The sequence below is a fragment of the Alteromonas sp. M12 genome, from assembly GCF_037478005.1.
Lineage (GTDB): Bacteria > Pseudomonadota > Gammaproteobacteria > Enterobacterales > Alteromonadaceae > Aliiglaciecola > Aliiglaciecola lipolytica_A.
On record NZ_CP144164.1, the window covers coordinates 101250 to 127592 of the forward strand.

Annotated in this window: 22 protein-coding genes; 15 read left to right on the forward strand and 7 right to left on the reverse strand. The window is 41.0% G+C overall.

Annotation, left to right across the window (positions count from 1 at the left end; all coding sequences use genetic code 11):
- Positions 1–112: 112 nt before the first annotated feature.
- The 4 genes from kbl to glpG are packed head-to-tail and all read left to right on the forward strand — an operon-like array spanning position 113 to position 3559.
- Positions 113–1309, forward strand: coding sequence for a glycine C-acetyltransferase (kbl, locus tag VUI23_RS00445; RefSeq protein WP_216049356.1), 1197 nt, complete (start codon positions 113–115; stop codon positions 1307–1309).
- On the forward strand, positions 1306–2328 hold the full coding sequence (gene tdh, locus VUI23_RS00450) for an L-threonine 3-dehydrogenase (protein WP_216049355.1): 1023 nt from the start codon (positions 1306–1308) through the stop codon (positions 2326–2328). The genes kbl and tdh overlap by 4 nt, the downstream gene beginning before the upstream one ends.
- 33 nt (positions 2329–2361) lie before the next feature.
- The gene (gene glpE, locus VUI23_RS00455) at positions 2362–2688 is read left to right on the forward strand and encodes a thiosulfate sulfurtransferase GlpE (protein ID WP_216049354.1); all 327 of its coding nucleotides are present in this window, start codon (positions 2362–2364) and stop codon (positions 2686–2688) included.
- Between the two features lie 4 nt (positions 2689–2692).
- A complete protein-coding gene (gene glpG / locus VUI23_RS00460) occupies positions 2693–3559 on the forward strand; it encodes a rhomboid family intramembrane serine protease GlpG (protein ID WP_342806169.1) in 867 nt (288 codons plus the stop codon).
- A gap of 15 nt (positions 3560–3574) precedes the next feature.
- On the opposite strand, the gene VUI23_RS00465 is transcribed toward glpG, so the two are convergent.
- Complete coding sequence (locus VUI23_RS00465) at positions 3575–3979, reverse strand: flagellar basal body-associated protein FliL (protein WP_342806171.1); 405 nt, start codon at positions 3977–3979, stop codon at positions 3575–3577.
- Positions 3980–4170: 191 nt separating this feature from the next.
- Between VUI23_RS00465 and VUI23_RS00470 the strand changes: the two genes are divergently transcribed.
- Positions 4171–4773, forward strand: coding sequence for a chorismate lyase (locus tag VUI23_RS00470; protein ID WP_342806173.1), 603 nt, complete (start codon positions 4171–4173; stop codon positions 4771–4773).
- Positions 4774–4775: 2 nt separating this feature from the next.
- The gene (gene ubiA / locus VUI23_RS00475) at positions 4776–5633 is read left to right on the forward strand and encodes a 4-hydroxybenzoate octaprenyltransferase (protein WP_342806175.1); all 858 of its coding nucleotides are present in this window, start codon (positions 4776–4778) and stop codon (positions 5631–5633) included.
- A gap of 17 nt (positions 5634–5650) precedes the next feature.
- Here the strand turns inward: ubiA and VUI23_RS00480 are convergent, their stop codons facing one another.
- On the reverse strand, positions 5651–5914 hold the full coding sequence (locus tag VUI23_RS00480) for an accessory factor UbiK family protein (protein WP_216049349.1): 264 nt from the start codon (positions 5912–5914) through the stop codon (positions 5651–5653).
- Positions 5915–6062: 148 nt separating this feature from the next.
- On the opposite strand from VUI23_RS00480, the gene rep reads away from it, so the two are divergent.
- A complete protein-coding gene (gene rep / locus VUI23_RS00485; protein ID WP_216049348.1) occupies positions 6063–8081 on the forward strand; it encodes a DNA helicase Rep in 2019 nt (672 codons plus the stop codon).
- Here rep and VUI23_RS00490 read toward each other — a convergent pair.
- Together VUI23_RS00490 and VUI23_RS00495 are read right to left on the reverse strand one after the other, a co-directional pair.
- Positions 8064–10685: an EAL domain-containing protein gene (locus VUI23_RS00490; RefSeq protein ID WP_342806177.1), complete on the reverse strand. Its 2622-nt coding sequence runs from the start codon at positions 10683–10685 to the stop codon at positions 8064–8066. The genes rep and VUI23_RS00490 overlap by 18 nt on opposite strands.
- A gap of 61 nt (positions 10686–10746) precedes the next feature.
- Positions 10747–11145, reverse strand: coding sequence for a c-type cytochrome (locus tag VUI23_RS00495; protein WP_216049346.1), 399 nt, complete (start codon positions 11143–11145; stop codon positions 10747–10749).
- A 413-nt stretch (positions 11146–11558) separates the two neighbouring features.
- On the opposite strand from VUI23_RS00495, the gene htpX reads away from it, so the two are divergent.
- Positions 11559–12431 carry a protease HtpX gene (htpX, locus tag VUI23_RS00500; protein ID WP_342806179.1) on the forward strand — a complete coding sequence of 291 codons (873 nt, stop codon included), beginning with the start codon at positions 11559–11561 and terminating at the stop codon, positions 12429–12431.
- 68 nt (positions 12432–12499) lie between these two features.
- Here the strand turns inward: htpX and VUI23_RS00505 are convergent, their stop codons facing one another.
- Complete coding sequence (locus tag VUI23_RS00505; protein ID WP_216049344.1) at positions 12500–12718, reverse strand: hypothetical protein; 219 nt, start codon at positions 12716–12718, stop codon at positions 12500–12502.
- Positions 12719–12817: 99 nt separating this feature from the next.
- Positions 12818–13069 carry a hypothetical protein gene (locus tag VUI23_RS00510; RefSeq protein ID WP_342808216.1) on the reverse strand — a complete coding sequence of 84 codons (252 nt, stop codon included), beginning with the start codon at positions 13067–13069 and terminating at the stop codon, positions 12818–12820.
- A 590-nt stretch (positions 13070–13659) separates the two neighbouring features.
- Between VUI23_RS00510 and VUI23_RS00515 the strand changes: the two genes are divergently transcribed.
- From VUI23_RS00515 to VUI23_RS00545, 7 genes are all read left to right on the forward strand, one after another.
- Positions 13660–16692, forward strand: coding sequence for a TonB-dependent receptor (locus VUI23_RS00515; protein WP_216049343.1), 3033 nt, complete (start codon positions 13660–13662; stop codon positions 16690–16692).
- A 214-nt stretch (positions 16693–16906) separates the two neighbouring features.
- A complete protein-coding gene (locus tag VUI23_RS00520) occupies positions 16907–17635 on the forward strand; it encodes a SapC family protein (RefSeq protein ID WP_342806181.1) in 729 nt (242 codons plus the stop codon).
- A 21-nt stretch (positions 17636–17656) separates the two neighbouring features.
- Positions 17657–18691, forward strand: a complete 1035-nt coding sequence (locus tag VUI23_RS00525; protein ID WP_342806183.1) for a cupin-like domain-containing protein — start codon at positions 17657–17659, stop codon at positions 18689–18691.
- Positions 18692–20200, forward strand: a complete 1509-nt coding sequence (locus VUI23_RS00530; protein WP_342806185.1) for a tryptophan halogenase family protein — start codon at positions 18692–18694, stop codon at positions 20198–20200.
- Between the two features lie 229 nt (positions 20201–20429).
- Positions 20430–21761 (forward strand): GH1 family beta-glucosidase, encoded by a 1332-nt coding sequence (locus VUI23_RS00535; protein ID WP_342806187.1) that lies wholly within the window; start codon positions 20430–20432, stop codon positions 21759–21761.
- A 23-nt stretch (positions 21762–21784) separates the two neighbouring features.
- On the forward strand, positions 21785–23311 hold the full coding sequence (locus VUI23_RS00540; protein ID WP_342808218.1) for an MFS transporter: 1527 nt from the start codon (positions 21785–21787) through the stop codon (positions 23309–23311).
- A gap of 151 nt (positions 23312–23462) precedes the next feature.
- A complete protein-coding gene (locus VUI23_RS00545) occupies positions 23463–24464 on the forward strand; it encodes a LacI family DNA-binding transcriptional regulator (protein WP_216049338.1) in 1002 nt (333 codons plus the stop codon).
- 134 nt (positions 24465–24598) lie between these two features.
- Here VUI23_RS00545 and pckA read toward each other — a convergent pair whose 3' ends face one another.
- On the reverse strand, positions 24599–26209 hold the full coding sequence (gene pckA, locus VUI23_RS00550; protein WP_342806189.1) for a phosphoenolpyruvate carboxykinase (ATP): 1611 nt from the start codon (positions 26207–26209) through the stop codon (positions 24599–24601).
- Positions 26210–26343 lie beyond the last annotated feature (134 nt).

Consider the following 26343-nt stretch of genomic DNA (forward strand, 5'->3'; position numbering starts at 1 on the left):
TTAAATCCTTACACCTCAACATGTCCTATAATTAGTGCCAAAGCAGTGGCACAACGTATTACCTAGCGAAAATTTCTTTTAATATAGCGCCATCTAATTCATTGGGGGCAATATGAGTCAATCATTCTACCAACATCTCAATCAGCAAATTGAACAAGTCAAACAAGATGGCTTGTATAAATCCGAGCGTGTAATTACTTCAGCCCAGAGCGCTGATATAGTTGTTCAAAGCGGTGAACATGTACTTAATTTTTGTGCTAATAATTATTTAGGATTAGCCAATCATGAGGCGTTAATTGCCGCCGCTAAAGACGGTTTAGATGAGCATGGATTTGGTATGGCCTCGGTGCGCTTTATCTGTGGAACCCAAGATATCCATAAGCAGTTAGAGCAAAAAATCAGTGCTTTTTTGGGAATGCAGGACACCATTTTATATCCATCATGTTTTGATGCTAATGGCGGTTTGTTTGAGACTATTATGGGCCCTGAAGATGCCATTATCTCTGATGCTTTGAATCATGCCAGTATTATTGACGGTGTTCGTCTATGCAAAGCCAAGCGATATCGTTATGCGAATAACGACATGCAAGCCTTGGAAGAGCAATTGATTCAAGCCGAAAAAGATGGCGCACGTTTTAAATTAATTGCCACCGATGGCGTTTTCTCGATGGATGGTGTGATAGCCGATTTGCATAGTATTTGCGACTTAGCTGACAAATACGATGCCATGGTAATGGTCGATGATTGTCATGCTACTGGGTTTGTCGGTGAAAACGGACGCGGTAGCCATGAATACAATGATGTTATGGGGCGGGTAGATATCATTACCGGTACTCTTGGTAAAGCGCTTGGCGGTGCATCAGGTGGTTACACATCAGGTAAAAAAGAAGTCGTCGAATGGTTGCGTCAACGCTCTCGACCATATTTGTTTTCTAATTCTGTTGCACCTCCAATTGTTGCCGCGTCATTGAAAGTATTTTCGATGCTGGAGCAAGGGCATGAATTACGCCAGCAACTTAACCGAAATGCTAAACATTTTAGAAGCCGTATGGAAAGTGCCGGTTTTACCTTGTCAGGCAAAGACCATGCAATTATTCCGGTGATGTTAGGTGACGCGAAGCTAGCCAGTGAAATGGCTGACAAGATGTTAGAACGAGGCATTTATGTGGTTGGCTTCTCTTTTCCTGTTGTACCAAAAGGGCAAGCGCGAATTCGCACGCAAATGTCTGCCGCTCACTCAATCGAGCAGGTTGATCGTGCAATCGATGCTTTTATCGATGTCGGTCGTGAATTGAAGGTGATCTCATGAAATCACTTGCGAAATTATACCCCGAAAAAGGGATATGGATGAACGATGCTCCTGTCCCTGAAGTTGGTCACAATGATCTACTAATTAAAATCAATAAAACCGCAATATGTGGCACAGACATGCATATTTATCAATGGGACGAATGGTCACAAAATACCATTCCTGTGCCAATGATTGTAGGTCATGAATATGTTGGCGTAGTGGTTGAAATTGGTCAGGAAGTCAGAGGTTTTAACATAGGGGATCGGGTCTCTGGTGAAGGACACATAACTTGCGGGCACTGTCGAAACTGTCGTGCTGGTAGACGCCACTTGTGTCGCAATACCGAAGGTGTTGGTGTAAATCGCCCTGGGGCTTTTGCTGAGTACCTGGTGATTCCTGCGTTTAATGCATTTAAAATTCCCGACAATATCAGCGATGAGCTAGCGTCGATTTTTGACCCTTTTGGCAATGCAGTTCACACTGCTTTGTCATTTGACTTGGTTGGCGAAGATGTATTGATCACCGGGGCTGGTCCTATTGGTATTATGGCTGCAGCTGTGGCAAAGCATGCCGGTGCTAGGTATGTGGTTATCACCGACATCAACGATTATCGCTTAGATTTGGCTAACAAAATGGGCGCAACTCGCACGGTAAATGTCGCCACTCAAAATTTGCAAGATGTGATGCTTGAATTAGGGATGACCGAAGGGTTTGATGTTGGTTTAGAAATGTCAGGCGTCCCCTCTGCATTACGAGATATGCTGGCTAAAATGAATAATGGTGGTAAAGTTGCCATGTTGGGCATTCCACCTAAAGATGTGGCAATAGACTGGAACCAAGTGATTTTCAAAGGTTTAACCATTAAAGGTGTTTATGGCCGTGAAATGTTTGAAACTTGGTATAAAATGGCTAGTCTCTTGCAGTCAGGATTGAACTTAGATCCTATTATTACCCATCAGTTTTCTATCGACGACTTCCAACAAGGCTTTGATGCTATGGAGTCGGGACAATCTGGTAAAGTGATATTAAATTGGTAGTCGTTAACTAAACAATAGTAAATAGGGGTAGATTTGGAGCAGTTCGAACATATTTCCGTAGAACAAACACAAGCTCTTTTGTTAGACAAAAAAGCGCAACTAGTAGACATTCGAGATGAACAGTCATTTGCGGCTGGTCATATTGAAGGTGCGGTGCATTTAACCAATGGTAGTTTGCAGCAGTTTATGTCAGAAACTGAATTCGAAACCCCGGTTATTGTTTGTTGTTATCATGGTATTAGTAGCCAACAAGCGGCTCAATTTTTGATTCATCAGGGCTTCGAGCAAGTTTATAGCATGGATGGTGGTTTTGAAGCTTGGAAGGCTGCCATGCCTTTCGTCTCTCAGGAAGCAGACTAAAATTGTGAGTAAATCTCTCGAGTTAGTTAGCTTTGGCCATGAAAGTCCTGCAATGTTGTTGGTTACTTACTTAATTAGCCAGAATATCCCAGCTAGTTATGCTTATGCAGAAGGAGACTTAAACCATCAAGTCTTACTTGACGATCCTGCCTGCCTTCAAGAAGCCGCGTTTATTGTTAAGGAATTTGTCGATAACCCGACAGATCCTAAGTATCAGAAACACGCTTGGGAATTAGAGCAACAACTCTTACGTTCTAGACAAAAATCAGTATTCCCCAAACTGCGTTGGAGTATGTTCCAACAAACCCCGTTCATGTGGCTGATAATGGGCATATGTATTCTGGTTTATTTGGGTTCTATCGCGGGTGGCTTCATTTGGGTCAGAGAGAACCTGATGTTATTGCCCTGGTCTTTACTGATTGAAACAGGGGAATGGTGGAGAGCTATTACGCCTGCATTTATTCACTTTGACGAAATGCACATTATTTTTAATCTGCTTTGGTGGTGGTTAGCCGGCAAGGAAATTGAGAAGAAGTTTGGTTCTAGCACCTTACTGTTAGTCTTTTTGATAACTGCAATTATTCCTAATATTGGTCAATTACTGATGTCAGGTCCTGATTTTGGTGGTTTGTCTGGTGTGGTATATGGAATTATTGGTTTTGTGTGGTGGTGCGGCTGGCTGCGTCCACAATGGGGACTCGCATTACCTAACTACATTATTGGTTTTTCGTTAGTCTGGTTGGTCTTAGGGTATATCGATGTATTATGGGTTTCGGTTGCCAATACCGCTCATACTTTAGGCTTGGTATGCGGATGCGCAATTGCTTGGTGCTACGTTTACTTCACTCAAAAAAGCCACAGTAAAAACTAACTTACAACAGGCTAGCTATCCGCCTTGCACAATAAATTTAGTGATGATGATGTCTTTTATCATCGGTTTACCCGTTTCTTTTTCCATTAACTCTCTAAGTCGTTCAAGGCTGCTTCTGCGGAAGTCTTCTCTGCCGGTAAGAGATTTTACTTTGTCTTTTGGTTGTCTGCCGAGTATGTCTATGACTGTCGCTCTTAATAGTGGCGAATGGTGCTCAACAGCTTCAATATAATCCGCATCTTCCAACATTAGCTCTATAGTCGTGCGGACAAAACCTAAATTGTTCGCGTTGGAGCCTAAAAAGTTAGTAACGATATCTGGCTCTAATCCATAATAAGCGAAATTTGATTGGCCGTGGACGGTTCCAATAAATTGACTTGAAGTAATCGCTAGAATGAACGCAAAAAGCACAGATTTCATATTGTTATCTCGAATTATTTAAATGCGAATTTTAATGGCTTTATTAAGTGCCAATTCAAATGTCTTTAGTTTAGCAATTGTAGAGAATTAATTTAACCAATTTGCCTATTACAAACTGAAGATTATAATCTTTACACTTTGGCGATAAATCTTATCAACCTATTATCTTCAGTATGTTAGCAGCTATTGGTATGATAGCGTCATATTTTCATGGACTTAGCGCAATTTTGATTCAGCAAACTCAATTTCCCGTTTCAATCCCAGCAAATTGGTTGTCAGCAGACGATCTTACTGTTAGCGATCCCTATCTAAAAAATTGGCTTTTAGATACCGGCTCACTTACTGAACGATTGCAATCACACTGTGCGGATTTTAAGCTTGAATTAATAGGTCAACGGCAGATGCAGCCAGAGCTTGAGGAATTGACCCAACTTAGTTCAGGTTCTCTGTTAGTAAATGACACTCAATGGCAAGTTAGAGAAGTGATTTTATGTGGTAATGGCCAGCCTTGGGTGTTTGCTCGTTCGATTTTGCCGCAACAACTTTGTGAAATGGATTTAGTCGAGTTGGGAAATCAACCATTGGGAAAAATTATCTTCAATGATAGTCGGTTTGTACGCAGTCCATTTCAGCTGTTAAAGTTACCCGATACGCGTCACTTTTCTGATTTGCTAGCAATTTCAGCGCAGCGTCCAGTGTGGGGGCGTCGCTCGGTGTTTGATTTTAAGCAACTACAGTTGATGGTCGCAGAGATATTTCTTCCTGATTGTCCAGCTTACTCTAAACAAGGCTAAATATGGGGAATAGTAAAGTTCACGCATTGATCAGATTGGCCCGTATGGATAAACCAATAGGTAGCTATTTATTGTTGTGGCCGACGGTCTGGGCATTGCTAATCGCTGCCCAAGGCAATCCACCAATACAGATAGTTATTGTTTTTGTTATTGGTGTCTTTGCGATGCGCAGTGCTGGATGTGTTATCAATGATTATGCGGACCGGCATGTGGATGGCAAAGTTGAACGTACTAAATCACGGCCATTAGTCAGTGGAGAAGTATCTGAAAAAGAAGCCTTGTTACTGTTTGCCGGGTTAGTACTTATTTCTCTTTTATTGGTTTTAACCCTCAACTATCAAACAATTCTTTTGTCGTTTGGGGCGTTAGCGTTAGCGATTATCTATCCGTTTATGAAGCGTTTTACCAACCTTCCTCAAGTGGTGTTAGGTGCTGCTTTTAGTTGGTCAATTCCAATGGCTTTCATGGCGATCAACGAACATCTCAATTGGATTGCTTGGTTACTTTTTTTGATAAACGTGATCTGGACTGTGGGTTATGACACTGAATATGCCATGGTCGACCGAGATGATGATCTAAAAATTGGGGTTAAGTCCACAGCCGTGCTATTTGGTCAGGCCGACAAACTTGCTGTGGGTATCACCCAAATAGTCACTTTGCTGTTGCTGGGATTTGTGGCTTACTATTTAAACATGACATGGCCAATGTATATTTCGCTTTTGGCCATGGCAGGATTTTTTGTTTACCAACAGTATCTAATTAAGGATAGAAACAGAGTGAATTGTTTTAAAGCATTTTTAAACAACCATTACGCAGGTATGGGCGTAGCAATTGGAATGCTTTGTCACTATTGGTTATAGTCGTTCGAAAACCGAATTTAGTTAGTCTTTTCAGTTGAAGGACTTGGATTTTCCAACTTATCTAGTCTAACTTCTAAGGCTTCGAGTTTTTCTCGTGTGCGAATCAGCACCTGACTTTGTACATCAAACTCTTCCCTGCTTACGAAGTCTAGGCGGCTCAACTGAGATTGAAGAACCTGTTTTACTTTTGCCTCCGCTCCTTCAGCCATGGTTTTCACACCAGGGGGAATCGAATCAGTTATTTGTTTTGCGATATCTTCCAGTTTTTTCGGATCCAACATGGATAGAGCCTCCAAATAAAAATATGATTGTAACAGACGAATGTTGAACTTACTGCATTTGTAGTAAAAGTCCTGAATTGATATAACGATGCTAGCTATTCGGTCGTTAATTTTTTACAATTCCCGGCCATTTTTTAAAGATACACCCATGAAACTCAACGACGGTCAAAATCAAGCAGTCAAATTTATCTCAGGCCCATGCTTAGTGCTCGCTGGGGCGGGCAGTGGTAAAACTCGGGTAATTACAAATAAAATCGCATACTTGGTTCAACAGTGTGGTATTCCTGCTCGTCAAATTGCCGCGGTAACTTTCACCAATAAAGCCGCCAGAGAAATGAAAGAGCGTGTGGCCCAAACTATGGGCAAAAAAGACGCTCGCGGTCTCAAAGTTTCTACCTTCCATACCATGGGTCTGAATATCATCAAGTCGGAGTTTCGTAGTTTAGGGATCAAACCTGGATTCTCATTATTTGACGACAAAGACACCATGGCCTTGCTAAAAGATCTAACCGAAGACTCTCTTGATGGTGATAAAGAGCAATTGAGCTTGTTGCAGTCGTGTATTTCAAATTGGAAAAATGATCTAATCTTGCCTGAACAGTTGCAAAAGCGTGCATTGTCGCCCGGAGAAGTGGAATTTGCGAAAGTTTATCATGAATATCAAACACATCTTAGAGCCTACAACGCACTAGATTTTGATGATTTAATCTTGATGCCTACCTTGCTTTTACAAAATAATGAAACCGTTCGGCAAAAATGGCAAAACAAAATTAAATACTTGCTGGTTGATGAATACCAAGATACCAATACGAGTCAGTACGAGCTGGTTAGATTGTTAGTTGGGGAACGGGCAAGGTTTACTGTGGTAGGGGACGATGACCAATCCATTTACTCGTGGCGCGGAGCCAGACCGCAAAACTTAGTGCTTTTGCAGCAAGATTTTCCCAGCTTGAAACTAGTAAAACTGGAACAAAACTATCGCTCTTCAGGGCGAATACTTCATAGCGCGAATATTCTCATTCAAAACAATCCTCATGTGTTCGAAAAAAAGTTGTTTTCAGAATTAGGGTACGGTGAGCCGCTTAAAGTGCTGATTGCAAAGAATGAAGAGCATGAAGCAGAGCGGGTTGTTGCTGAACTGCTTGCTCATAAGTTTATGAAGAATACCCAATTTAAAGATTATGCGATTTTGTATCGTGGCAATCATCAATCTCGGTTGTTTGAAAAGATATTGATGAGTAATCGAATCCCTTACAAAATCAATGGCGGAATGTCGTTCTTTGGTCGCACTGAGGTCAAAGACCTGATGGCTTACTTACGACTATTAGTTAATCAAGATGACGACAATGCGCTGCTTAGAGTGATTAACACTCCTACCCGTGGTATTGGCCGTGTTTCCTTAGAAAAGTTAGGTAGCTTTGCCAATCAGTTAGGATGCTCTATTTTTGAGGCCGCGTGTCATCCGCAATTACACAGCGTTTTAAGCGGCAAAGCCCAGCAGAATATCGAGGCCTTTAGTCGCTGGATTGTTGAAGCTTCTGACAACGCCGTTCGTGGTGATGGTATTGCTGCCATTCGGGGCATGATCAAAGCTATGCAGTACGAAGAATGGCTTTACGAGTCTAGCACTAGTCCCAAAGCAGCTGAAATGGCAATGGCAAATATCAGTACGCTTTTCGGTTGGATAAGCGATATGCTCGAAGGCAATGAACTGGACCCACCGATGACCCTGCAAGAGGTTGTAAATCGGTTAATTTTACGAGATATGATGGAACGTAACGAAGACGCAGAGGAGTCAGATCAGGTACAACTTATGACTTTACATGCGTCTAAAGGATTGGAATTTCCTTATGTTTTCATGGTTGGTATGGAAGAAGGACTATTACCGCATCAAAGTAGCATCGATGAAAACAATATCGAAGAAGAGCGACGATTGACTTACGTTGGTATTACTCGAGCACAGAAGGAGTTGTTTTTTACCTTAAGCAAAGAACGTCGTCAATTTGGTGAGGTGATTCAACCTGAACCAAGTCGTTTTCTTTACGAGTTGCCTCAAGATGATATTGTTTGGGAACATAAAAAAGTAAAAGACAGTGCAGAAGTGCGCCAGCAAAAAGGTCAAACTGGAATAGCAAATTTGAGAAACATTCTATCTAGTGGGAAGTGAATCTTGTGCCAAAATCGCCGTCATACTGATGGGTGATTGTATATAATGACCTTGGCCTAAGGTGCAGCCCGCCTCGACTAGTGCATTGTACTGATCTTCATTTTCAATGCCTTCCGCTATCAGTTTAAATGACAACTGACTTGATATGGCTAATACAGAACGAATCAAATTGTAATTGCGTTTTGAGCGAGTTATCGATTTAACGAATTTATGATCAATTTTTACGTAATCAAATGGGTAGCTGTATAAATAACTTAAAGAAGCAAGACCACTTCCAAAGTTATCTAAAACCAAAATTACCCCGGAACGTTTAAGCTTTTTAATGGCTGGTAACATAAACTGGCTGCGATGATTTAATTCGTTTTCATCAAACTCAAACACTAAATTCGATGGATCAATTTGCGCAGATTTAACCCGTTCAATTATCTGGTTTACTAGGCGACTTTGTGAAAGATGACTAATTGACAAGTTAATTGCTATCTTTTGAGTCGCTTCAGACTCACCTAATGTGCGCCAATGTTGCAAAACCTTAATGGCCTGCTCCAGCATAAAGTTATCAATTTCTACGGTCAGTCCACTAGATTGGGCTACCTTCCAGAACTGTTCCCGCTTTATTTTACCTATTGTAGGATGAATCCAACGCACAAAAAATTCGTGATAGAGAATCCTATTAGTTTGGAAATTTACAACCGCTTGAATTTGAGAGTCAAAATGTTGGTTATTGAGGGTTTTACGAAACTCATTTTCTAATTCGAGTTCTTCCAATAGCTTTTGACGCATACTGGTATCGAACAGTACAAAGCGTCCACGTCCCAGTGCTTTTGCTTGGTACATAGCGGCATCTGCGTCGCGAATCAATTCGTCTGCTGTTTTATATCCTTGTTCAATATTTGCTATTCCAATACTCGCCCCTGAATACATTTCTTTGTTGTCGAATTGAAAGGGAATTGCAAGTGTTTGAATAATCCGATTGGCAACCTCTTCCACATCATTAAAATCGTCGAAGCTATCAAGCAGAATAACAAACTCATCGCCTCCTAGCCGAGCTAATAGGTCGTGGGCACGTATGCATTTACTGATGCGTTTGGCAACTTCAACTAAGAACATATCACCAGCATGGTGACCCAAGCTGTCATTAATTTGCTTGAACCTATCTAAGTCGATAAAAAGCACAGCAAACTGATGTTCAGGGTAACGATTTTTGTTTGCAACAGCTAATTCTAATCGACTGTTAAACATGACTCTATTGGGCAGGTTGGTGAGCGCGTCATGGTGGGCATCGTGGATTAACTTTAATTCTATGTCTTTGCGTTCTTCAATTTGTTTCTTTAAATACAAATTGGTTTGATGTAATTCGTCAGTACGTTCTCGCACTTTTCGGCTTAACTGCATATTATATTTTTGAATCGATTCTGCAGCTCTTTTACGTTCTATAGCTACCGCAATATGGTGTGAAACGAACTTTAATAGTTCCAAATCTTTAAGGGTGTATTTGCTGTCTTTCCCATAGGTTTGAACTGCAATGACGCCGGAAATAACACCATCCACATACAAAGGAGAGCCTATCCAAGAATTGGTATGCTTTATCATGTTATCTGCAGTTTTTTGATCTAACTCGTTTTGAGCGGCTAAATCATTAACCCGATCTGGGTCGATTAATTCTGCTTTGCCTGAACGTAATACAAATTCGGTGAGTCCATTACTTAACGGCCTTGAATTGACAACATCATCTATTTCATCACTGTAATATGGAAATTCCAGCGAGCTTTGTTTTTCATCAATAATTGCAACATAACAGTTAGGAGCACTCAATAAGCGGGCTAGAATGTCATGCAAACTAGCATAGAAATCAGACATCTCCCCTTCAACAGAAGCTGCTATTTCAGAAATTTCAAAAAGTGCTTGTTGTAAAGATTCAACTTTTTGACGCTCTAATATCTCTTCTTGAAGCTCATCGTTGATTTCGCGTAATTGTTTTGTTCTCTCGCGAATCGTTTGTTCTGTCAGCTCTCGACTTTTAACTCTATCGAGTGCATTAACAATGTGCTGAGATACGAACAGCAATAAATCTAATTCATCTTTAACGTATCGAACCGCTTTGTCGTAGCTTTGAACTACCATAGCGCCGATAACCCGATTGCCGCGCTTGAGAGGCACACCAATTAAATCTACAGGCGTTTTACCAATTGCTTTGATATTACGTTCTTTAGATTCTTTTTCGAAGTTTTCTTCGGTTAAAACCAAATGTTGGCCGCTTTTGAGAATATAGCCAGCGATACCACCGAGTAAATCTTTTGCGGGAATTTGCTTGATTACGCTTTCATCAAACTGGTCGACGAAATACGGGAACTCCACAAACTCATCATCTTTTTCGTAAAGGGCTACAAAAAAGTTTTGAGCATTCATGAATTGCCCAATGATTTCGTGAATTGCTACATACAGGCGTGAAAGTTCGCTGATAGAACCAGCTAACTCTGAGATGTCAAAAAGCGCTCTTTGGATATGCTCAGAGCGCTTATATTTTTCAGTTAACTGCTGAAGCTGAGGAATTAGTTCTCGCAATTCCTCAACTGTTAACTGCCCTGCATTAAAGTCTTCAGTCAATTAATTTAATCCAATAAATGATTGATCATAAAGAACCTTATACCAGCGAAACTAACTAAAATCAGACACCTTCTATCATGAACTCTATTGCTGCTTTAATATCGTCATCTGAACAATCGCCACAGGTTCCTCTTGGAGGCATAGAACCAAGTCCATTGAGTGCGTTATGCAATACTTCGTCGATTCCTTTTTCCAATCGCGGTGACCAATCAGCGGCATCATGCAGTTTAGGAGCATTTAACACACCTGATGCATGGCAAGCGAAACAAGCGGTATTATATATGTCTTCACCAGAACGAGGACCTGAAGCTGCAGCCGAGTCTGCTTTAGCACCCGCAACATGCACAGAACCAACTGGCGCAATACGGGATTTGATATCTTCCTCAGACATGTTTTGCGCTTGTACGGCAAACATCAACAAACTTCCAACTAACACGCTCAACAACGCTTTTAATTTCACAATAATCTCCAACGATCTAAATTTAAATTTTGTCACTCACCAAAGAATAACAAATTATAGCGAGTTATTGATACTGAACAACAATTTACTTTGCAATTGCCATCTATCTTCACTCAAAAACTACTTATTTTACGGATTTAACCCTATTTTGCCGATTTCAACTCAGCAAAATCATCATTTCAACCGTAAATATATTGATAAACTTTCTAAGATTACACGGCTGATAAGTTGTTTCAAAGAAAACTTATCGATATTTTACGTAAATTAGCGCTAAATTGTGCAATTATTCTATTGCACAATTTTTTTCAAGACCCATATTGAACTATGCAAATGAACTTGTTTGATTGCTTTTTATAATTGTTAATATTTCTATCTAAGCAGTGTTCGTTTTAAACCGAAAAAAGGAGCCGTAAATGTTAAGAATATTTCTGTTTTTAGGTACAAATATAGCCATCATAGCGTTATTGAGCGTGACATTTAGTCTTTTGGGGTTTCAAGGGTTACTGGCAGAAAATGGGGTTGATTTAGACCTAACTGCGCTAATGATTTATGCTGGAGTTATTGGCTTTAGCGGGGCCTTTATTTCTTTGTTTCTTTCCAAGTTTATGGCCAAACGCTCAATGGGGGTTCATGTTATTGAACAACCAGCAGATACGACTCAGCGATGGCTTGTAGATACGGTAAGGCGGCAAGCTGAAATGGCGGGTATTGGAATGCCTAAAGTTGGACTTTTTAATAGTCAATCTCCTAATGCATTTGCAACAGGCTGGAATCGCAACAATGCGTTAGTCGCAGTTAGTACTGGGCTTCTTTCACATATGAACAAAAATGAAGTTGAGGCAGTACTTGCTCACGAAGTGAGTCACGTCGCTAATGGTGACATGGTCACTATGACCCTAATTCAAGGTGTGGTGAACACTTTTGTCGTTTTTCTATCTAGAGTCATTGGGCATGTCGTTGATCGAGTGGTTTTTAAGGTTGAAAGAGGTCATGGTCCGGCTTTTTGGATCGTCTCTATTATTGCTGAAATTATTCTCGGCTTTTTAGCGATGATGTTAGTGATGTGGTTTTCTCGATATAGAGAGTTTAGAGCAGATGAAGGTGGTGCGAAACTCGCGGGTAGGGCAAATATGATTGCGGCCCTAGCTAAATTGAAAAGTTTTCAGGGAACCCCTGATATGCCTGATGAAATGGCTGCTTTTGCGATTAATGCAGGAAAAATACAAAAGCTATTTTCAAGTCATCCGCCATTGGAAAAACGTATTGAAAACCTGAGAGCTGGTTAATCCAGCTCTGCAAAATCTAATCAAAATAACTTTTCAGGTAAGCCTTTAATACTCGCTAAAGGAAACACTTAAAAAGCAAAACTAGTTTGAATTCTGCGTTCGGTGCTATGGTTTTTATTTTTCGATTTCGCTAGCATTCTTAGATTATCCAAACGCCTGATAAGGCTATCAAATTGTTGGTCTCGGACGGCCCTATCTTTATTCTTTTGTTCAATTCTTTGTTGCTGTATTTCACTGCGAGTGGATTCACATATTGAATCGTGTAAATTAATTAATTCTCGTGTCATAACATCCTCTCAATATTATACTGTGTTTTTGTACAGTATAATATTGATTGATATTTAGTCAATAATTTCGATTAATAAATTATTTTTAAAATAACGGGGCTATATTCTGTTATCCAAGACGCGCTCTGTTTGTTCGGACTCACGCTTGACTAAAATAAAGGTAATAATCATTTTAGTTGGAAGTGACATAATCATTCCCACTGCCACACAGGCTGCACTGATGATGATTCCGCCTATTCCCATCTCATCAATTGTTTGACTAAAAAGATGTAAATAAATCCCTAACATAATTAAACATAATCCCGAGATCATCACCACTTTGAGTAACGTCATTACTTTTGAATTCGTCATCATGGTTTCCCCTTATATGTGAATTCTTGAATTGTATTTAATCAGTAATTCATGAGGTCACATTGATCTAGGTCAGTTTAATAACAAGTTTTGCTCAACGGAAATTCGAACCGCGCGGGTATTGATATCGTTGTTATTGAATCCGCTCTCTACGTATTAAAATTATCTAGAACAAATAATTAACAAGCACTTAGAGCATCTTTGGTAGCGCGCAAACAGTCTTTGATTTCTTAATTGTTAATATTTGGTTAAGCGTATAGCGGTTTTCATAATGCTCATTCAATTGACCCTATCTTTTTTAGGACCTACCTTTCATTGTCAGGTTAGCCGCTAAGCCTTTTGTTTAAAGGTTTTCAGTAAAGCATCGTAAAGCGGTGAATTTAGAGAGTGTAAATAAATAGTTAATAAAAGTTTCATTTTCGATGATTATTAGTTGACGACCACATTTTCGTGCTCTATTCTAATGAAAGCGCTTACATTTTGCTTGTTATTACAATAATTTTACAACCTTAGGGTGGCATAAGCAGGACGTGCGCGGGTGAAAAATGTAGTAATGAGTACAATCAAGGTAGTTTTTGGGAGAAAACAACATGACTAAAACAAGGTTTGCAAAAACCCATCTAGCAACGAGCCTTTCGCTCGTTTTAGGGGCTTCACTGTGCGCACCACTAGCTGCACAAGAAGCTGAAGACTTAGAGGTTATCCAAGTAACAGGTTTACGGGGAAGTTTACAAGAGGCTGCGGCCATAAAACGCTCGTCAGCTGGTGTAGTTGACGCTATTTCTGCTGAAGATATCGGTAAATTCCCTGACACCAACTTAGCAGAATCGCTGCAACGTATAACCGGTGTTTCGATCAGTCGTACCAATGGCGAAGGCTCTGAAGTTACTGTCCGCGGTTTTGCGGGTGGAAACAACATGATTACCTTAAACGGTAGAACAATGCCTGCAGCAATAACCTATGGTGCAGGCTCAGGTGCGGATGGTACAACTAAAAGTGGAAACACGCGCTCATTCGATTTTGCAAACCTAGCATCGGAAAGTATCAGAGCTGTCGAAGTATACAAAACAGGTAAAGCGAACATTGCAACTGGTGGAATTGGTGCAACCATTAATATAATCACCGCTAAACCACTTGATCAAGAAGGTTTTGTGGCTACTGTCGGCGCAAAAGCGGTACACGATACTACCAACCGTACTGGTGATGATCTTACCCCTGAATTGTCTACTATTGTAAGCTACGCTAATGATGAGAAAACATTTGGTGTGAGTTTGTCTGCTGTGCATCAAGAACGTGATTCAGGTTATACCGGCGCCACTGTGAATAACTGGAATATTGACTATTGGGATGATATCGCCGATCCGGATAGAATGTGGAATAACAACACCACAGCAAACTATGTTAATGCTCCAGAGCAGGGACAGCTTTATGCGCGTCCCAATGACATCCGTTATGCATTTTCAAATACCCAAAGAACTCGCGACAATATGCAGCTAACATTGCAGTTTGCACCAACGGATGACTTTAAAGCGTCATTAGACTACACCTTTGCTGAAAACGAAATTGTTGAGCAACGTGGTGAAATTGGTAACTGGCTGCAAATCGGTACAAATACCGGGACGGTAGAGTTCGATAATTCTGCTGTGAAAACACCCATCTACATATCTGAAACCTATGCTGGAGGTGTAGATGAAGGGTACGAGCAACAGTGGCGTGAACAGACGAATACACTAGATTCGATTGGTGTGAACTTTGAATACAATGTTAATGATGATTTTAAAATCATGTTTGATGCGCACGACTCAACGATGCATAGTCGGGGGACAGGTCCAAGAGGTTCCGGCGAACTAGCGGTAGGTTTAGGGGCGCCAACAGTGACCTCAAGAGAATGGTTTTGGGATGGTGACTTGCCTACCTATACTAATGTATATGACGACAGCATTCGAGGTGCAAACAATAACGGGCAAGTGGATGCCGGTGATGTAGGTTCGTCGATTGCTCGTATTAGAAACGCCAGCCAAGAGTCTAAAATCACCCAGTATAAACTTGACGCTACTTACTTCCTAGACAGCGGTCATTTTGATTTTGGTGTGGAAGCTCGTGAAATGGAATCTCGCTCATTTCAAACTGCTGGCAACAACATTGCTTTGGGTAATTGGGGGGTCGCTAACCCTGGTGAATTCGGTGACTTGATTCAACCGTTTGATTTGCCGGGTGAGTTCGACGACTTTACCACAAACTCTGGTGGTTATGGTTTCATTGCTAACGCGCCTGATTTGTATACTGCAGCAGAAGCTCTTTATCCTGGTATTCCAGCTGGAACCGAGGACGCATTGTCATTCGACGATACGATACAAGAAGATTCCTTAGCCGCTTACGTTCAAGTCGCCTTAGAAGGTGAAATCGGAGAAATGCCATTTAGCATCTTAACCGGTGTGCGTTATGAAACTACAGACGTGACTTCGACTTCATTAATTAGTCGTAACTACTTTCAATGGGAAGACAATAATGACGTAGTGTCATATGTGGATGGTTCAGAAACCAGTTATGTTACGGCAGAAAGTGACTATGACTTTTTATTACCGAGCCTGGATTTAAAACTTGAGATTAAAGATGATTTAATCGGTCGCTTCTCATATAGCAAAACAATTGCTCGAGCAGGATTTGGAAGTTTAGGTGTATCTGCTTCAAACTTTGCTGGCGGTGGTGGTTCAACATTGTTGGGTGCGCAACCAACAGCGGATGCGTCAAATCCTGCCTTATTACCATTGGAGTCGTCTAACGTCGATTTATCATTGGAATGGTACTACGATGAAACAAGTTATGTTTCAGCCGGTTTGTTCCAAAAAGATGTGGTTAATTTCTTAGGTAGCCGTCAAGTTGACCAACCGCTACTAGGTATTCGTGATGTAACTGGCGGTCCCCGTGCCGAGGCTGCCGTTCAAGCGCTAGCCGACCGCGGTATTGCACTTGATGACACATCACTTTACGCCATGATGGTATTGCTAAGTCAACCAGAAGCCTTCCCTGGTGGAGCTGATGATTACACTGGTTCGCCAGAACAAATTCAACAGTTAGCCGAAACCGAAGGTTGGGATTTGGTCGCAAATGAGGATGATCCTGAAGTCATTTTCCGTACTAATACACCAGACAATAACCGAGCAGCCAAAATTTATGGCGCTGAATTTGCGGTACAACACTTCTTTGGTGATACCGGCTTTGGTGTGCAGGCTAACTATACGTTTGTACGCGGAGATGTGGGCTTTGATAACGAAGCGGATCCTAACCAGTCGCAATTTGCTTTAGTGGGTTTGAGTGATACGGCTAACTTAGTGGCTATGTACGAAAAAGATGGTTTCCAAGCACGTGTTGCCCTTAACTGGCGTGATAAATACTTGGCAGAAGTGAATAAAGGTAGTTCTAATAACCCGCGTTATGTGGAGTCTTATACTCAACTTGATGTAAACGTTAGCTACGATATTAACGACCAATTCACAGTGTTCTTTGAAGGTTTGAATATAACTGAAGAAGACATCCGTGAACACGCTCGAAACGAAACGCAATTATGGTATGCAACCGATTTAGGTGCACGCTATCAAATGGGGGCTCGTTACAAGTTCTAAGGCGGTATGAAACGGCAAACAACACCAGTGGTGTTGTTTGCCATCGTCCATAAGCCGCTGTTTATTGCGGCTTTTGTTTTTGTAAATATTTGAATAGGATTTGAAGATGTAGCACACTGACACTTCTTATTTTGTTCAATTAAATATGAATATTTTCATTTTTAATTTGCTGGTTTGAAATAACCAACGAGCAAAAAATTATTGAGGAAATACAATGGCCAAACATGTGCTTTTGAATAATGTGCAGCATAAAGATACTAAGGTGCTTGCGCATTATGCTAAAGAGTTTGCCGACGATGTAGCCAGCGTATTGGTTTTCCCACTAGAATTTGTTGAATTACAAAAAGAATATCCAATCTTTTTCCAATTAGACCAACAGACGGGTAAATATCAATGTGTTGTTATGCTTGGTTTGCAAAAAGATGAAAACCTTTTCCTAAGCGATACAACTCCTTCAGGTTGGGACGCTAACTACATACCAGCTATGATTGAACGAGGGCCTTTTTTAATCGGTTTTCAGCAACAAGATCCCCATTCAGATCCGTCTCCGGTTATACACATTGATATGCAACATCCCAAGGTGTCCACCGACAAAGGGCAGCCATTATTTCTCGAGCATGGCGGTAACAGTCCTTATTTGAATCATATCGCTACCCGATTGCAGTCTATTCACGAGGGCATGGCAATTCAAGATGCAATGTTTAATAGTTTCCTAAGTTGCGAGTTGATTGAGCCGGTTAATATCGAATTTGATTTAAACAACGGCGAAAAGTGCAAAGTATCTGGAAATTTTACGATTAATGAGGAGAAACTAAGAGCGCTGTCAGCAGAGCAACTTTTTGAGCTTAATCAATCGGGATATTTACAGTTTGCGTACGCGGCAGTGGCATCTGTTACTAATATTAGAAAATTGATTCAGCGTAAAAACGCCACATTTGCTTAATAAGCAGAGCTTAGAGTACCTATGTTAAACATCACCAAACAAACTGAAGTTATTGAAAATTGTCAGTCAGGGGAGGTGCCTAATGATATTCATCAGTATAGCCACCCTGTAGTACTTAAAGGTGTGGTTAAGCATTGGAAGCTGGTGGAAGTAGGTTTGGAATCTGCGCAAAAAAGCGTTGACTATTTAAAGTCGTTTTATAATGGTAAGTCAGTATTTGCTTACTTTGGCAATCCTGATATAGAAGGGAAGTACGCCTACAATGAAAATGCAACTGAGTTAAATTATGAGTCTAAACGGGCACAAGTAGATGAGGTGCTCGACCTTATAATGGAACATCTTTACGATCAGCGCCCACCAGGATATTACATTGCATCAAATGTTATTGATTTGAATTTCCCTGGACTTCGCGCTGACAATGATTTGCATATTCCTGTTATCCAAAAACAGCATGCGACCGAACCCCCGATACCCAGTATTTGGATTGGCAACAAGTCAATTGCTCGCTGTCACTACGATGCTTCTGACAATATTGCTTGCGTTGTCACCGGAAAACGGCGTTTTATTACTTTCCCACCGGATCAAATTGCGAACTTATATCCCGGCCCCTTAGCTCCTACACCAGGTGGCCCGGCGATTACTATGGTGGATTTGCACAATCCTGATTATGAAAAATACCCGAAAATCAAACAAGCATTAGCCCACGGACAAGTCGCGGAATTAGAACCGGGCGATGGTATCTATATTCCGAGTATGTGGTGGCATCAAGTCGAGGCGCTAAGCCCATATAATGTGTTAGTCAATTATTGGTGGAGTAATGCGGAAAAGTATATGGGGGCTGCGATGAATGTGTTGTACCACGCGATGCTAAGTCTTCGCGATAAACCGGCACATGAAAAGGCAGGTTGGAAGCATATCTTTGATTACTATATTTTTGGTGAGGGTGAGCAACCTACAGAGCATTTACCGCCTGAAGCCCATGGTTTTTTAGCGCCCATGAATGAAATGATGTCACGTCAACTTCGTGCCATGTTAATCAATAAACTAAATCGATAAATGGATCGCAAAGGTGAGCAGAAGGTGAACAGAAAAATCAAAAATGTGGTTATTGCTGGCGGTGGAACCGCTGGTTGGATAGCTGCCGCAGCATTGGCTAAACAGATGCCTTCCGTCATCAATGTGACCTTGGTGGAGTCTGAAGAAATCGGTACCGTTGGCGTCGGTGAGGCAACTATTCCGCCCATGCGAATATTCAATAAACTGTTGGGCATTGATGAGTCTCAGTTTATGGCAGAAACGTCAGCTACCTTTAAGCTAGGCATTCAATTTGATAATTGGGGTAAGCAAGGAGATAGCTATATTCATTCATTCGGTATGACAGGTAAAGAAAGCTTTATTGCTCCATTTCATCACTTCTGGCTATACGGAAAAGAACAGGGCGTTGCAAAGGACTTTGGTAAATACTGTTTTGAATTGGAAGCTGCTAAGGCCAATAAATTTGCGCTTTCAGATAAGTCATCTATCAATTATGCATACCACTTAGATTCCAGTAAATATGCCGCTTATTTGCGTAAGTTTAGCGAATCTCGAGGAGTGAAAAGGATAGAAGGAAAAATTGCCGCAGTAAATAAAGACCCCAAAAACGGTTTTATCACTAGCTTAAAATTGGATTCAGGACAGTTAGTCGAGGGCGATTTATTTATTGATTGTACCGGCTTTCGAGGTTTGCTAATCGAGCAAGCGTTACATACGGGTTATGAAGATTGGTCGCATTGGTTACCTTGTGATAGTGCGATTGCGGTACAAACTAAGTCGGTAGGGGAAGTATCTCCAATCACTCGTTCTATTGCTCATCACAGTGGCTGGCAATGGCGGATTCCATTACAACATAGGGTTGGAAATGGCATTGTTTATTGCAGCAAGTACATGACTGATGAACAAGCTAAAGAGTATCTCTTATCGAATATTGAGGGCGAGGTTATTACCGAGCCCAGAGTGATAAAATATCGCACAGGTAGGCGTCGTAAACATTGGAATAAAAACTGTCTAGCCCTTGGTTTGGCTAGCGGTTTTGTGGAGCCTTTGGAATCAACCAGTATTCATCTCATTATGATGGGCATTATTCGCTTACTCAGGCTTTTCCCATGTGGGGAAATATCCGATTCGGTAATTGATGAATACAATCAACAAGCCACCGACGAGATCGAAAAAATCCGCGATTTCATCGTCTTGCACTATCATGTTACTCAACGGCAAGACAGCGAATTTTGGCGACATTGTAAAAGCATGGAGGTGCCAGAGAGTCTGGCTCATCGAATACGGCTGTTTACCGATCACGCCCATGCATTTCAAGCCGATGGTGAATTGTTTAGAGTCGATTCTTGGACACAAGTTATGCTTGGTCAAGGGATTGAGCCAAAACAATACCATCCCAGTGTTCAGGGAATGCCGGTGATGGAGTTAGAAAAGTTCTTATCTTCACTGGAACAATCAATATCTAAGGCGGTTTCCCAATTACCTAGTCATCAACGTTTTATTCAACAATATTGTAGCCCACCCAATTAACGATGATGAGTTTGTAGTAGAAATCAACAAAACAGGTATTGGGGATAGAATAATTCCAGCATTTACATTTTTTTAACGTTAAGCATTGCTTTTTATTGCGAATCCAACTAACCTCTAAATGTAAGCGCTTTCATTTAGGTGGTTTTCGTTATAGTTTTCGCGCTTAACACTTTGTTGACCATCAAAAAGATACCGATTAACCATTAACAGAATTAGTAATTATCAAATCATGAGCAACCTTTCCTTACCATCTTCATCAAAATTACTGGACCATGACTTCGTGTTCGGTGTAGCAACGTCTTCTTTCCAAATTGAAGGAGCAGCGGACAGCAGATTAGAATCAATTTGGGACACTTTTTGTGCCACACCCGGTAAAATCTCCGATGCTTCTAACGGGCTGGTGGCATGTGAGCATGTTAAGTTTTGGCGCGAAGATGTGGAGTTGATTGACTCTTTAGGCGTGGATGCTTATCGATTTTCCATCTCTTGGCCTAGGGTGGTCAAAAAAGACGGTTCTCTAAACGATAAAGGGATGCAGTTTTACATTGATTTGGTGGAAGAGTTAGTTAAGCGCAACATCAAACCCTTTGTCACTTTATATCATTGGGATTTGCCTCAGCACTTAGAAGAAAAGGGTGGTTGGCTGAATCGTGAAACCGCATTTCATTTCGAGCATTACGTGAATTTAGTTGCTAAAGCTTTGGGAGACCGAGTATACGCGTACGCTACCTTAAACGAACCATTTTGTTCAGCTTACCTAGGTTATGAAAATGGTGTGCACGCACCGGGTAAAACGGGACAAGCAAACGGTAGGAAGTCAGCCCATCATTTACTGTTAGCTCACGGTCTTGGCATACGCGCATTGCGTCGAAATTGTCCCGATACTAAGGCTGGAATTGTACTTAATTTCACCCCCTGCTATCCAGAGACTCAGGTGGCTGAAGATATAAAGGCTGCGAAAATAGCCGATGATTATATTAATCAGTGGTACATGCGACCCGTTATGGAAGGGCTCTATCCAGATGTGGTTGAGCTAATTGAACCACAAAACCGACCTGATATTTTACCGGGCGATATGGACTTGATTAGCCAGCGCTTAGATTTCTTAGGAGTAAATTTTTACACCAGACTAAAATATCGCAGCGATGGCAAAGGCTGGTATGAAGAGCTTCAACCTAAAGGTGTAGTCACTACTGACATGGGGTGGGAAGTTCACCCTAAAGCACTTTCTGAGCTCTTAATATCTCTTCATCAACGTTATACACTGCCACCAGTTTACATCACTGAAAATGGTGCGGCGATGCAGGATGAAATTAAACACGGCAGAGTGAATGATCAAGACAGAATTGACTACTTTCAATCACATCTCAATGCTGTTGATGACGCCTCCCAGCAGGGTGTTGATATCGCCGGTTATTTCGCCTGGAGTTTGATGGATAACTTTGAGTGGGCAGAAGGTTACGAGAAGCGGTTTGGTATTGTGTATGTTGACTATCTTACCCAGAGTCGCACTATTAAAGACAGTGGACTTGCCTATAAACAACTGATTACTAGTAGGTAGCAAAGTAAATTATGCAAAGCGAAATAACCAAACTGCCAATAATTGAAAAAGTCGGTTACGCCATGGGGGACGCCGCCGCTAATTTAGTCTGGCGCGGGGCGCTTGCTTATTTAGCTGTTTTTTATACTGATACGTTCGGTTTGACTGCCGCAGCGGCCGCATTGTTGTTCCTCGTGGTCAGACTATCTGATGGTATAACCGATATCATTATGGGGATGATTGCCGATCGCACAGATACTCGGTGGGGCAAGTTCAGACCGTGGATTTTATTTTCTACGCCATTACTTGGCCTATTCATGGTGCTATGTTTTACCACACCAGAATGGTCAGCGAGTAACAAGCTAGTCTACGCCTATGTCACTTATATCGGCTTAACACTCTGTTATACCCTCAATAATGTGCCTTATTCGGCTTTAATGGGAGTGATGACCGAATGTGATGTTGAACGGACCAGTTTATCTGCGTATCGCTTCGCCGGCGCATTCTTTGGTGGTTTGCTGGTTATGGGGTTTTTACCGTATTTCGTCGACTTATTTGGCCAAGGTAATGATGTACAGGGTTATCAATCAACGATGTATCTGTTTGCTGGAATATTGGTTGCGTTAATGGTCTTTACGTTTTTATCCACTAAAGAGCGAGTGAAACCTGTAGTCAATAACACCTCAGGGTTGAAAACTGAGCTGTGGGATCTGACTAAAAATCTGCCGTTTATTTTATTACCTTTGATGAGTATTAGTCTGTTTTTCTATTACCGTAACGTATTAACCGGTGTGATATTTGCGGTTGTTATTGCTGGGACTTGGATACTAATAAACCGCTTTCTGGCCAAACCCAGAGAGCAAATTAGCTCGACTCAACAGGATATGATTGACCTGATAACTAATAAACCTTGGTTAATCTTGTTAGGTATGGGCTTTTTAACCATGATGTTTAATGGCATCAAATACGGTGTGATTGCCTATTACTTTAAGTACGTTATTGGTGATGAATTGATGACAGGTCAATTCTTCGTAGCCCTGTTAGTGGTATCTATTTTTGGTGCATTAAGCACATCGTTTCTCGCTCGTGTTTTTGGTCGTAGAGTACTGTTTATTGGTTCATTAGTTATTGGCAGTATACTAACTATTTGCTTTTACTGGGTGCCTGAAGGAAATGTCACCTTAGTGTTTGTGCTAGGTTGTTCCGCAGAATTCTTTGCAGCTATTTTTCCTACTTTGTTCTTTTCGATGTTAGGGGATTCCGCTGATTATTCTGAATGGAAAAACGGACGAAGAGCAACGGGTTTAGTCTATTCTGCAGGTACATTTGTGCAGAAAACTGGCGGAGGGTTCGCAGGAGCATTAGTGCTGGTAGTATTGTCTAGTTATGGCTACGACGGTATGGACCAAACGACAGTTGCAGATAGCTTACCTGGTATTAAATTGTTGATGAGCTGGATACCTGGATTTTTTGGTATAGCTGCTGCAATTTTGATGTTGTTTTATCCCCTTACCGATAAACAACAGAAAAAAATTACTCTAGAACTCAAGGGGCAAAGAGCATTGGCGTAGTTTTTTCTAATCAGTAGTATCCTTGCCTGATTGCCCTAAACTTTACACACATCGGATGTTTTGTAATGCCGCATAATTATTCATTACAAGGTGGCGATTGTATAGTAGGCTAGCTATCCTCTAGTCTCAGGGCGAATATTAGCAAAAATTTATGGCAACGATTTACGAAGTAGCAAAACATGCTGGGGTGTCTTTGGCAACGGTTTCCAGAGTCATGAACGGCAATGTGAAAGTCAGACAAAGCACTAGTGACAAAGTAATGCATGCCATGAAAGAGCTTGGCTATGTGCCAAATAATTTCGCTCGTTCACTCGCATCAAATAAAGCAAATAGCATTGGTCTTTTGGTTTCTAACCTTAATAGCTCATTTTTTGGACAGATGATGAGCGGCGTGGAAACAGAGCTAAGAGCCGCTGGTAAACACGTGATTATTTCTGCCGGTCATGATGAAGAGGCGGAAGAGAAAGACGGTATTGATTTTCTGATCAGTCGTCAATGTGATGCCTTGATTGTGCACTCTGAAGCCATCTCTGATGAATATTTAATTGAGCTAAACAAAAGCAAACTCCCCATTTTAATTATGAACCGCGTCGTCGAAAGCATGCAAGATCAGTGTTTTATTGTTAATAACCAAGCTGGTGGTTATATGGCCGCACAGACTTTGTTGAAAAAAGGACATAGAGACATCGCCTACATTAGCGGTCCTACTTATAAAGAAGATACTAAGCAGCGTTTAATTGGTCACAAAAGAGCGTTGCAAGAGTATGGCGTGGTGTTTAATGAAAAACTCCATTATGTAGGTGATTATCTTGAGACCGGTGGTATCGCAGGGATGAATTATTTACTCAATTCAGGTGAACATTTTAGTGCATTAGCCTGTTCAAATGATGAAATGGCATCCGGTGCAATGAGTTGTGCTAGAGAGCATGGTTTGGTGCTGCCAGAAGATTTATCCGTGATTGGTTTTGATGATGTGTTATTTGCAAAACATATGTTTCCCAAATTAACCACTATTGATAACCCAGTATTAGAAATGGGGAAAATGGCGGCTCAATGGGTTTTGAAATATGTTTATAAAGAGTCAAATAGAGAAATTCAGCGCGTTTTCGAACCCAAACTTATTGAACGTTTATCTGTTATCGAGTTGAATTAGAGAAAGGCCCTTTCTTACTGTTAATGCGGTCAACCCCAGTTATGAGTAGAAAATTAAAAGCAGCAATTTGACTTATGCAAATTGCTGCTCATTTTTACTGATCTCAAAATGTTGTTGAGCAGTTTTCGTTCACTTTATAATTTTGGTCCAGAATTAGAAATTTCCTTTCCTTCATCGTTATCAGTGAACTTCACAAAGTTCTTAGTGAACAAAGTTGCTAAATTAGTGGCCTTTTCAGTCCATTGTTCGGCTTGTTCATAAGTGTCACGAGGATCCAAAATATTGTCTTCAACATCATGTAAGTGTTTAGGTACCGACAAATTAAAGACTGGAAGTGTGTTCATTTCCGCTTGATTAATTGAACCGTCTAAAATGGCATCTATAATCGCGCGAGTAGCTTTAATGGAAATACGTTTTCCCGTGCCGTTCCAGCCAGTATTTACCAAGTATGCTTCGGCACCCACTGCGTGCATTCGTTTACGCAAAACTGCTGCGTATTTTGTTGGATGAAGACTTAAGAAAGCCGCACCAAAACAGCTCGAAAACGTTGGTGTCGGCTCTGTAATTCCTCGTTCTGTACCTGCTAATTTGGCTGTAAATCCAGACAAAAAGTAGTACTCAGCTTGTTGTGGGGTTAACTTAGCAACAGGAGGAAGCACACCAAAAGCATCAGCGGTTAAGAAGATAACTTTAGTTGCATGACCGGCTTTAGAAATAGGTTGGACAATGTTTTCTATGTGATCAATGGGATAAGAGACTCGGGTATTTTCAGTTTTTGAGTTATCGTCAAAATCGATTTTGCCATTACTGTCTACAGACACATTTTCCAACAACGCATTACGACGTATTGCAGCATAGATTTCCGGCTCTTGTTCTTTGCTCAAATTAATCGTTTTCGCATAACAACCACCTTCAAAATTGAAGATACCGTTGTCATCCCAACCATGTTCGTCATCGCCAATGAGTTTTCTGTGTGGATCTGTCGATAGTGTGGTTTTTCCTGTACCTGATAAACCGAAGAAAATTGCCACATCGTCATCTTTACCCACATTCGCGCTGCAATGCATGGAAGCAATACCTTTGAGCGGCAAAAAGTAATTCATCATTGAGAACATACCTTTTTTCATTTCGCCGCCGTACCATGTACCGCCGATAATTTGGACTTTTTCAGTGAGGTTAAAGGCGACAAAATTCTCTGAATTTAAGCCGTGTTCCTGCCACTTTTTATTCACCGTTTTAGAACCGTTCAGAACTAGAAAGTCAGGTTCAAAACCTTCAAGTTCTTGTTCTGTTGGACGTATAAACATATTCTTCACAAAGTGTGCTTGCCATGCCACTTCGGTCACAAACCGCACTTTCAAACGGGTATCTGCATTAGCACCACAAAAGGTATCCACAACAAACAGTCTTTTACTGCTTAACTGTTGAGTAACCGTTTGTTTTAGCTCTTGCCATACTTCAGTGCTAATCGGTTTGTTATCATTTGTGCCTTGATCAGACCACCATACCGTATCTTTAGTGGTGTCATCGCGAACGATGTATTTATCTTTTGGTGAGCGACCGGTAAATATACCAGTGTCGACAGACACTGCACCGAGTTCTGTTTCAATACCTTTTTCATAACCAACTAAATCACTTTTTGTCTCTTCTTCAAACAGAAACTCATAGGATGGATTATGAATAATTTCCGTGGCATCAAGAATGCCGTTGTTGTCTAAATATTTGGTTAGTTTTTCAGTATTCATGAACTATTTTTCCGTAGGGTTTTATATTTTTATTATTATTTTTGTATTTAAGCTAACTTTGTTATTAAAGTTAGACTCCCTAACACTAATGGGTCTGAAAAGGAAAAACTAGATCAACTTACTACTGATTCAAA

Bases quoted from the DNA above. Each gene is read 5' to 3' on its own strand.
- kbl (WP_216049356.1), top strand. From the start codon at position 113: ATGAGTCAATCATTCTACCAACATCTCAATCAGCAAATTGAACAAGTC.
- tdh (WP_216049355.1), top strand. From the start codon at position 1,306: ATGAAATCACTTGCGAAATTATACCCCGAAAAAGGGATATGGATGAAC.
- VUI23_RS00465 (WP_342806171.1), bottom strand. From the start codon at position 3,979: ATGAAATCTGTGCTTTTTGCGTTCATTCTAGCGATTACTTCAAGTCAA.
- VUI23_RS00470 (WP_342806173.1), top strand. From the start codon at position 4,171: ATGATAGCGTCATATTTTCATGGACTTAGCGCAATTTTGATTCAGCAA.
- ubiA (WP_342806175.1), top strand. From the start codon at position 4,776: ATGGGGAATAGTAAAGTTCACGCATTGATCAGATTGGCCCGTATGGAT.
- VUI23_RS00480 (WP_216049349.1), bottom strand. From the start codon at position 5,914: ATGTTGGATCCGAAAAAACTGGAAGATATCGCAAAACAAATAACTGAT.
- rep (WP_216049348.1), top strand. From the start codon at position 6,063: ATGAAACTCAACGACGGTCAAAATCAAGCAGTCAAATTTATCTCAGGC.
- htpX (WP_342806179.1), top strand. From the start codon at position 11,559: ATGTTAAGAATATTTCTGTTTTTAGGTACAAATATAGCCATCATAGCG.
- VUI23_RS00505 (WP_216049344.1), bottom strand. From the start codon at position 12,718: ATGACACGAGAATTAATTAATTTACACGATTCAATATGTGAATCCACT.
- VUI23_RS00510 (WP_342808216.1), bottom strand. From the start codon at position 13,069: ATGACGAATTCAAAAGTAATGACGTTACTCAAAGTGGTGATGATCTCG.
- VUI23_RS00515 (WP_216049343.1), top strand. From the start codon at position 13,660: ATGACTAAAACAAGGTTTGCAAAAACCCATCTAGCAACGAGCCTTTCG.
- VUI23_RS00520 (WP_342806181.1), top strand. From the start codon at position 16,907: ATGGCCAAACATGTGCTTTTGAATAATGTGCAGCATAAAGATACTAAG.
- VUI23_RS00525 (WP_342806183.1), top strand. From the start codon at position 17,657: ATGTTAAACATCACCAAACAAACTGAAGTTATTGAAAATTGTCAGTCA.
- VUI23_RS00530 (WP_342806185.1), top strand. From the start codon at position 18,692: ATGGATCGCAAAGGTGAGCAGAAGGTGAACAGAAAAATCAAAAATGTG.
- VUI23_RS00535 (WP_342806187.1), top strand. From the start codon at position 20,430: ATGAGCAACCTTTCCTTACCATCTTCATCAAAATTACTGGACCATGAC.
- VUI23_RS00545 (WP_216049338.1), top strand. From the start codon at position 23,463: ATGGCAACGATTTACGAAGTAGCAAAACATGCTGGGGTGTCTTTGGCA.
- pckA (WP_342806189.1), bottom strand. From the start codon at position 26,209: ATGAATACTGAAAAACTAACCAAATATTTAGACAACAACGGCATTCTT.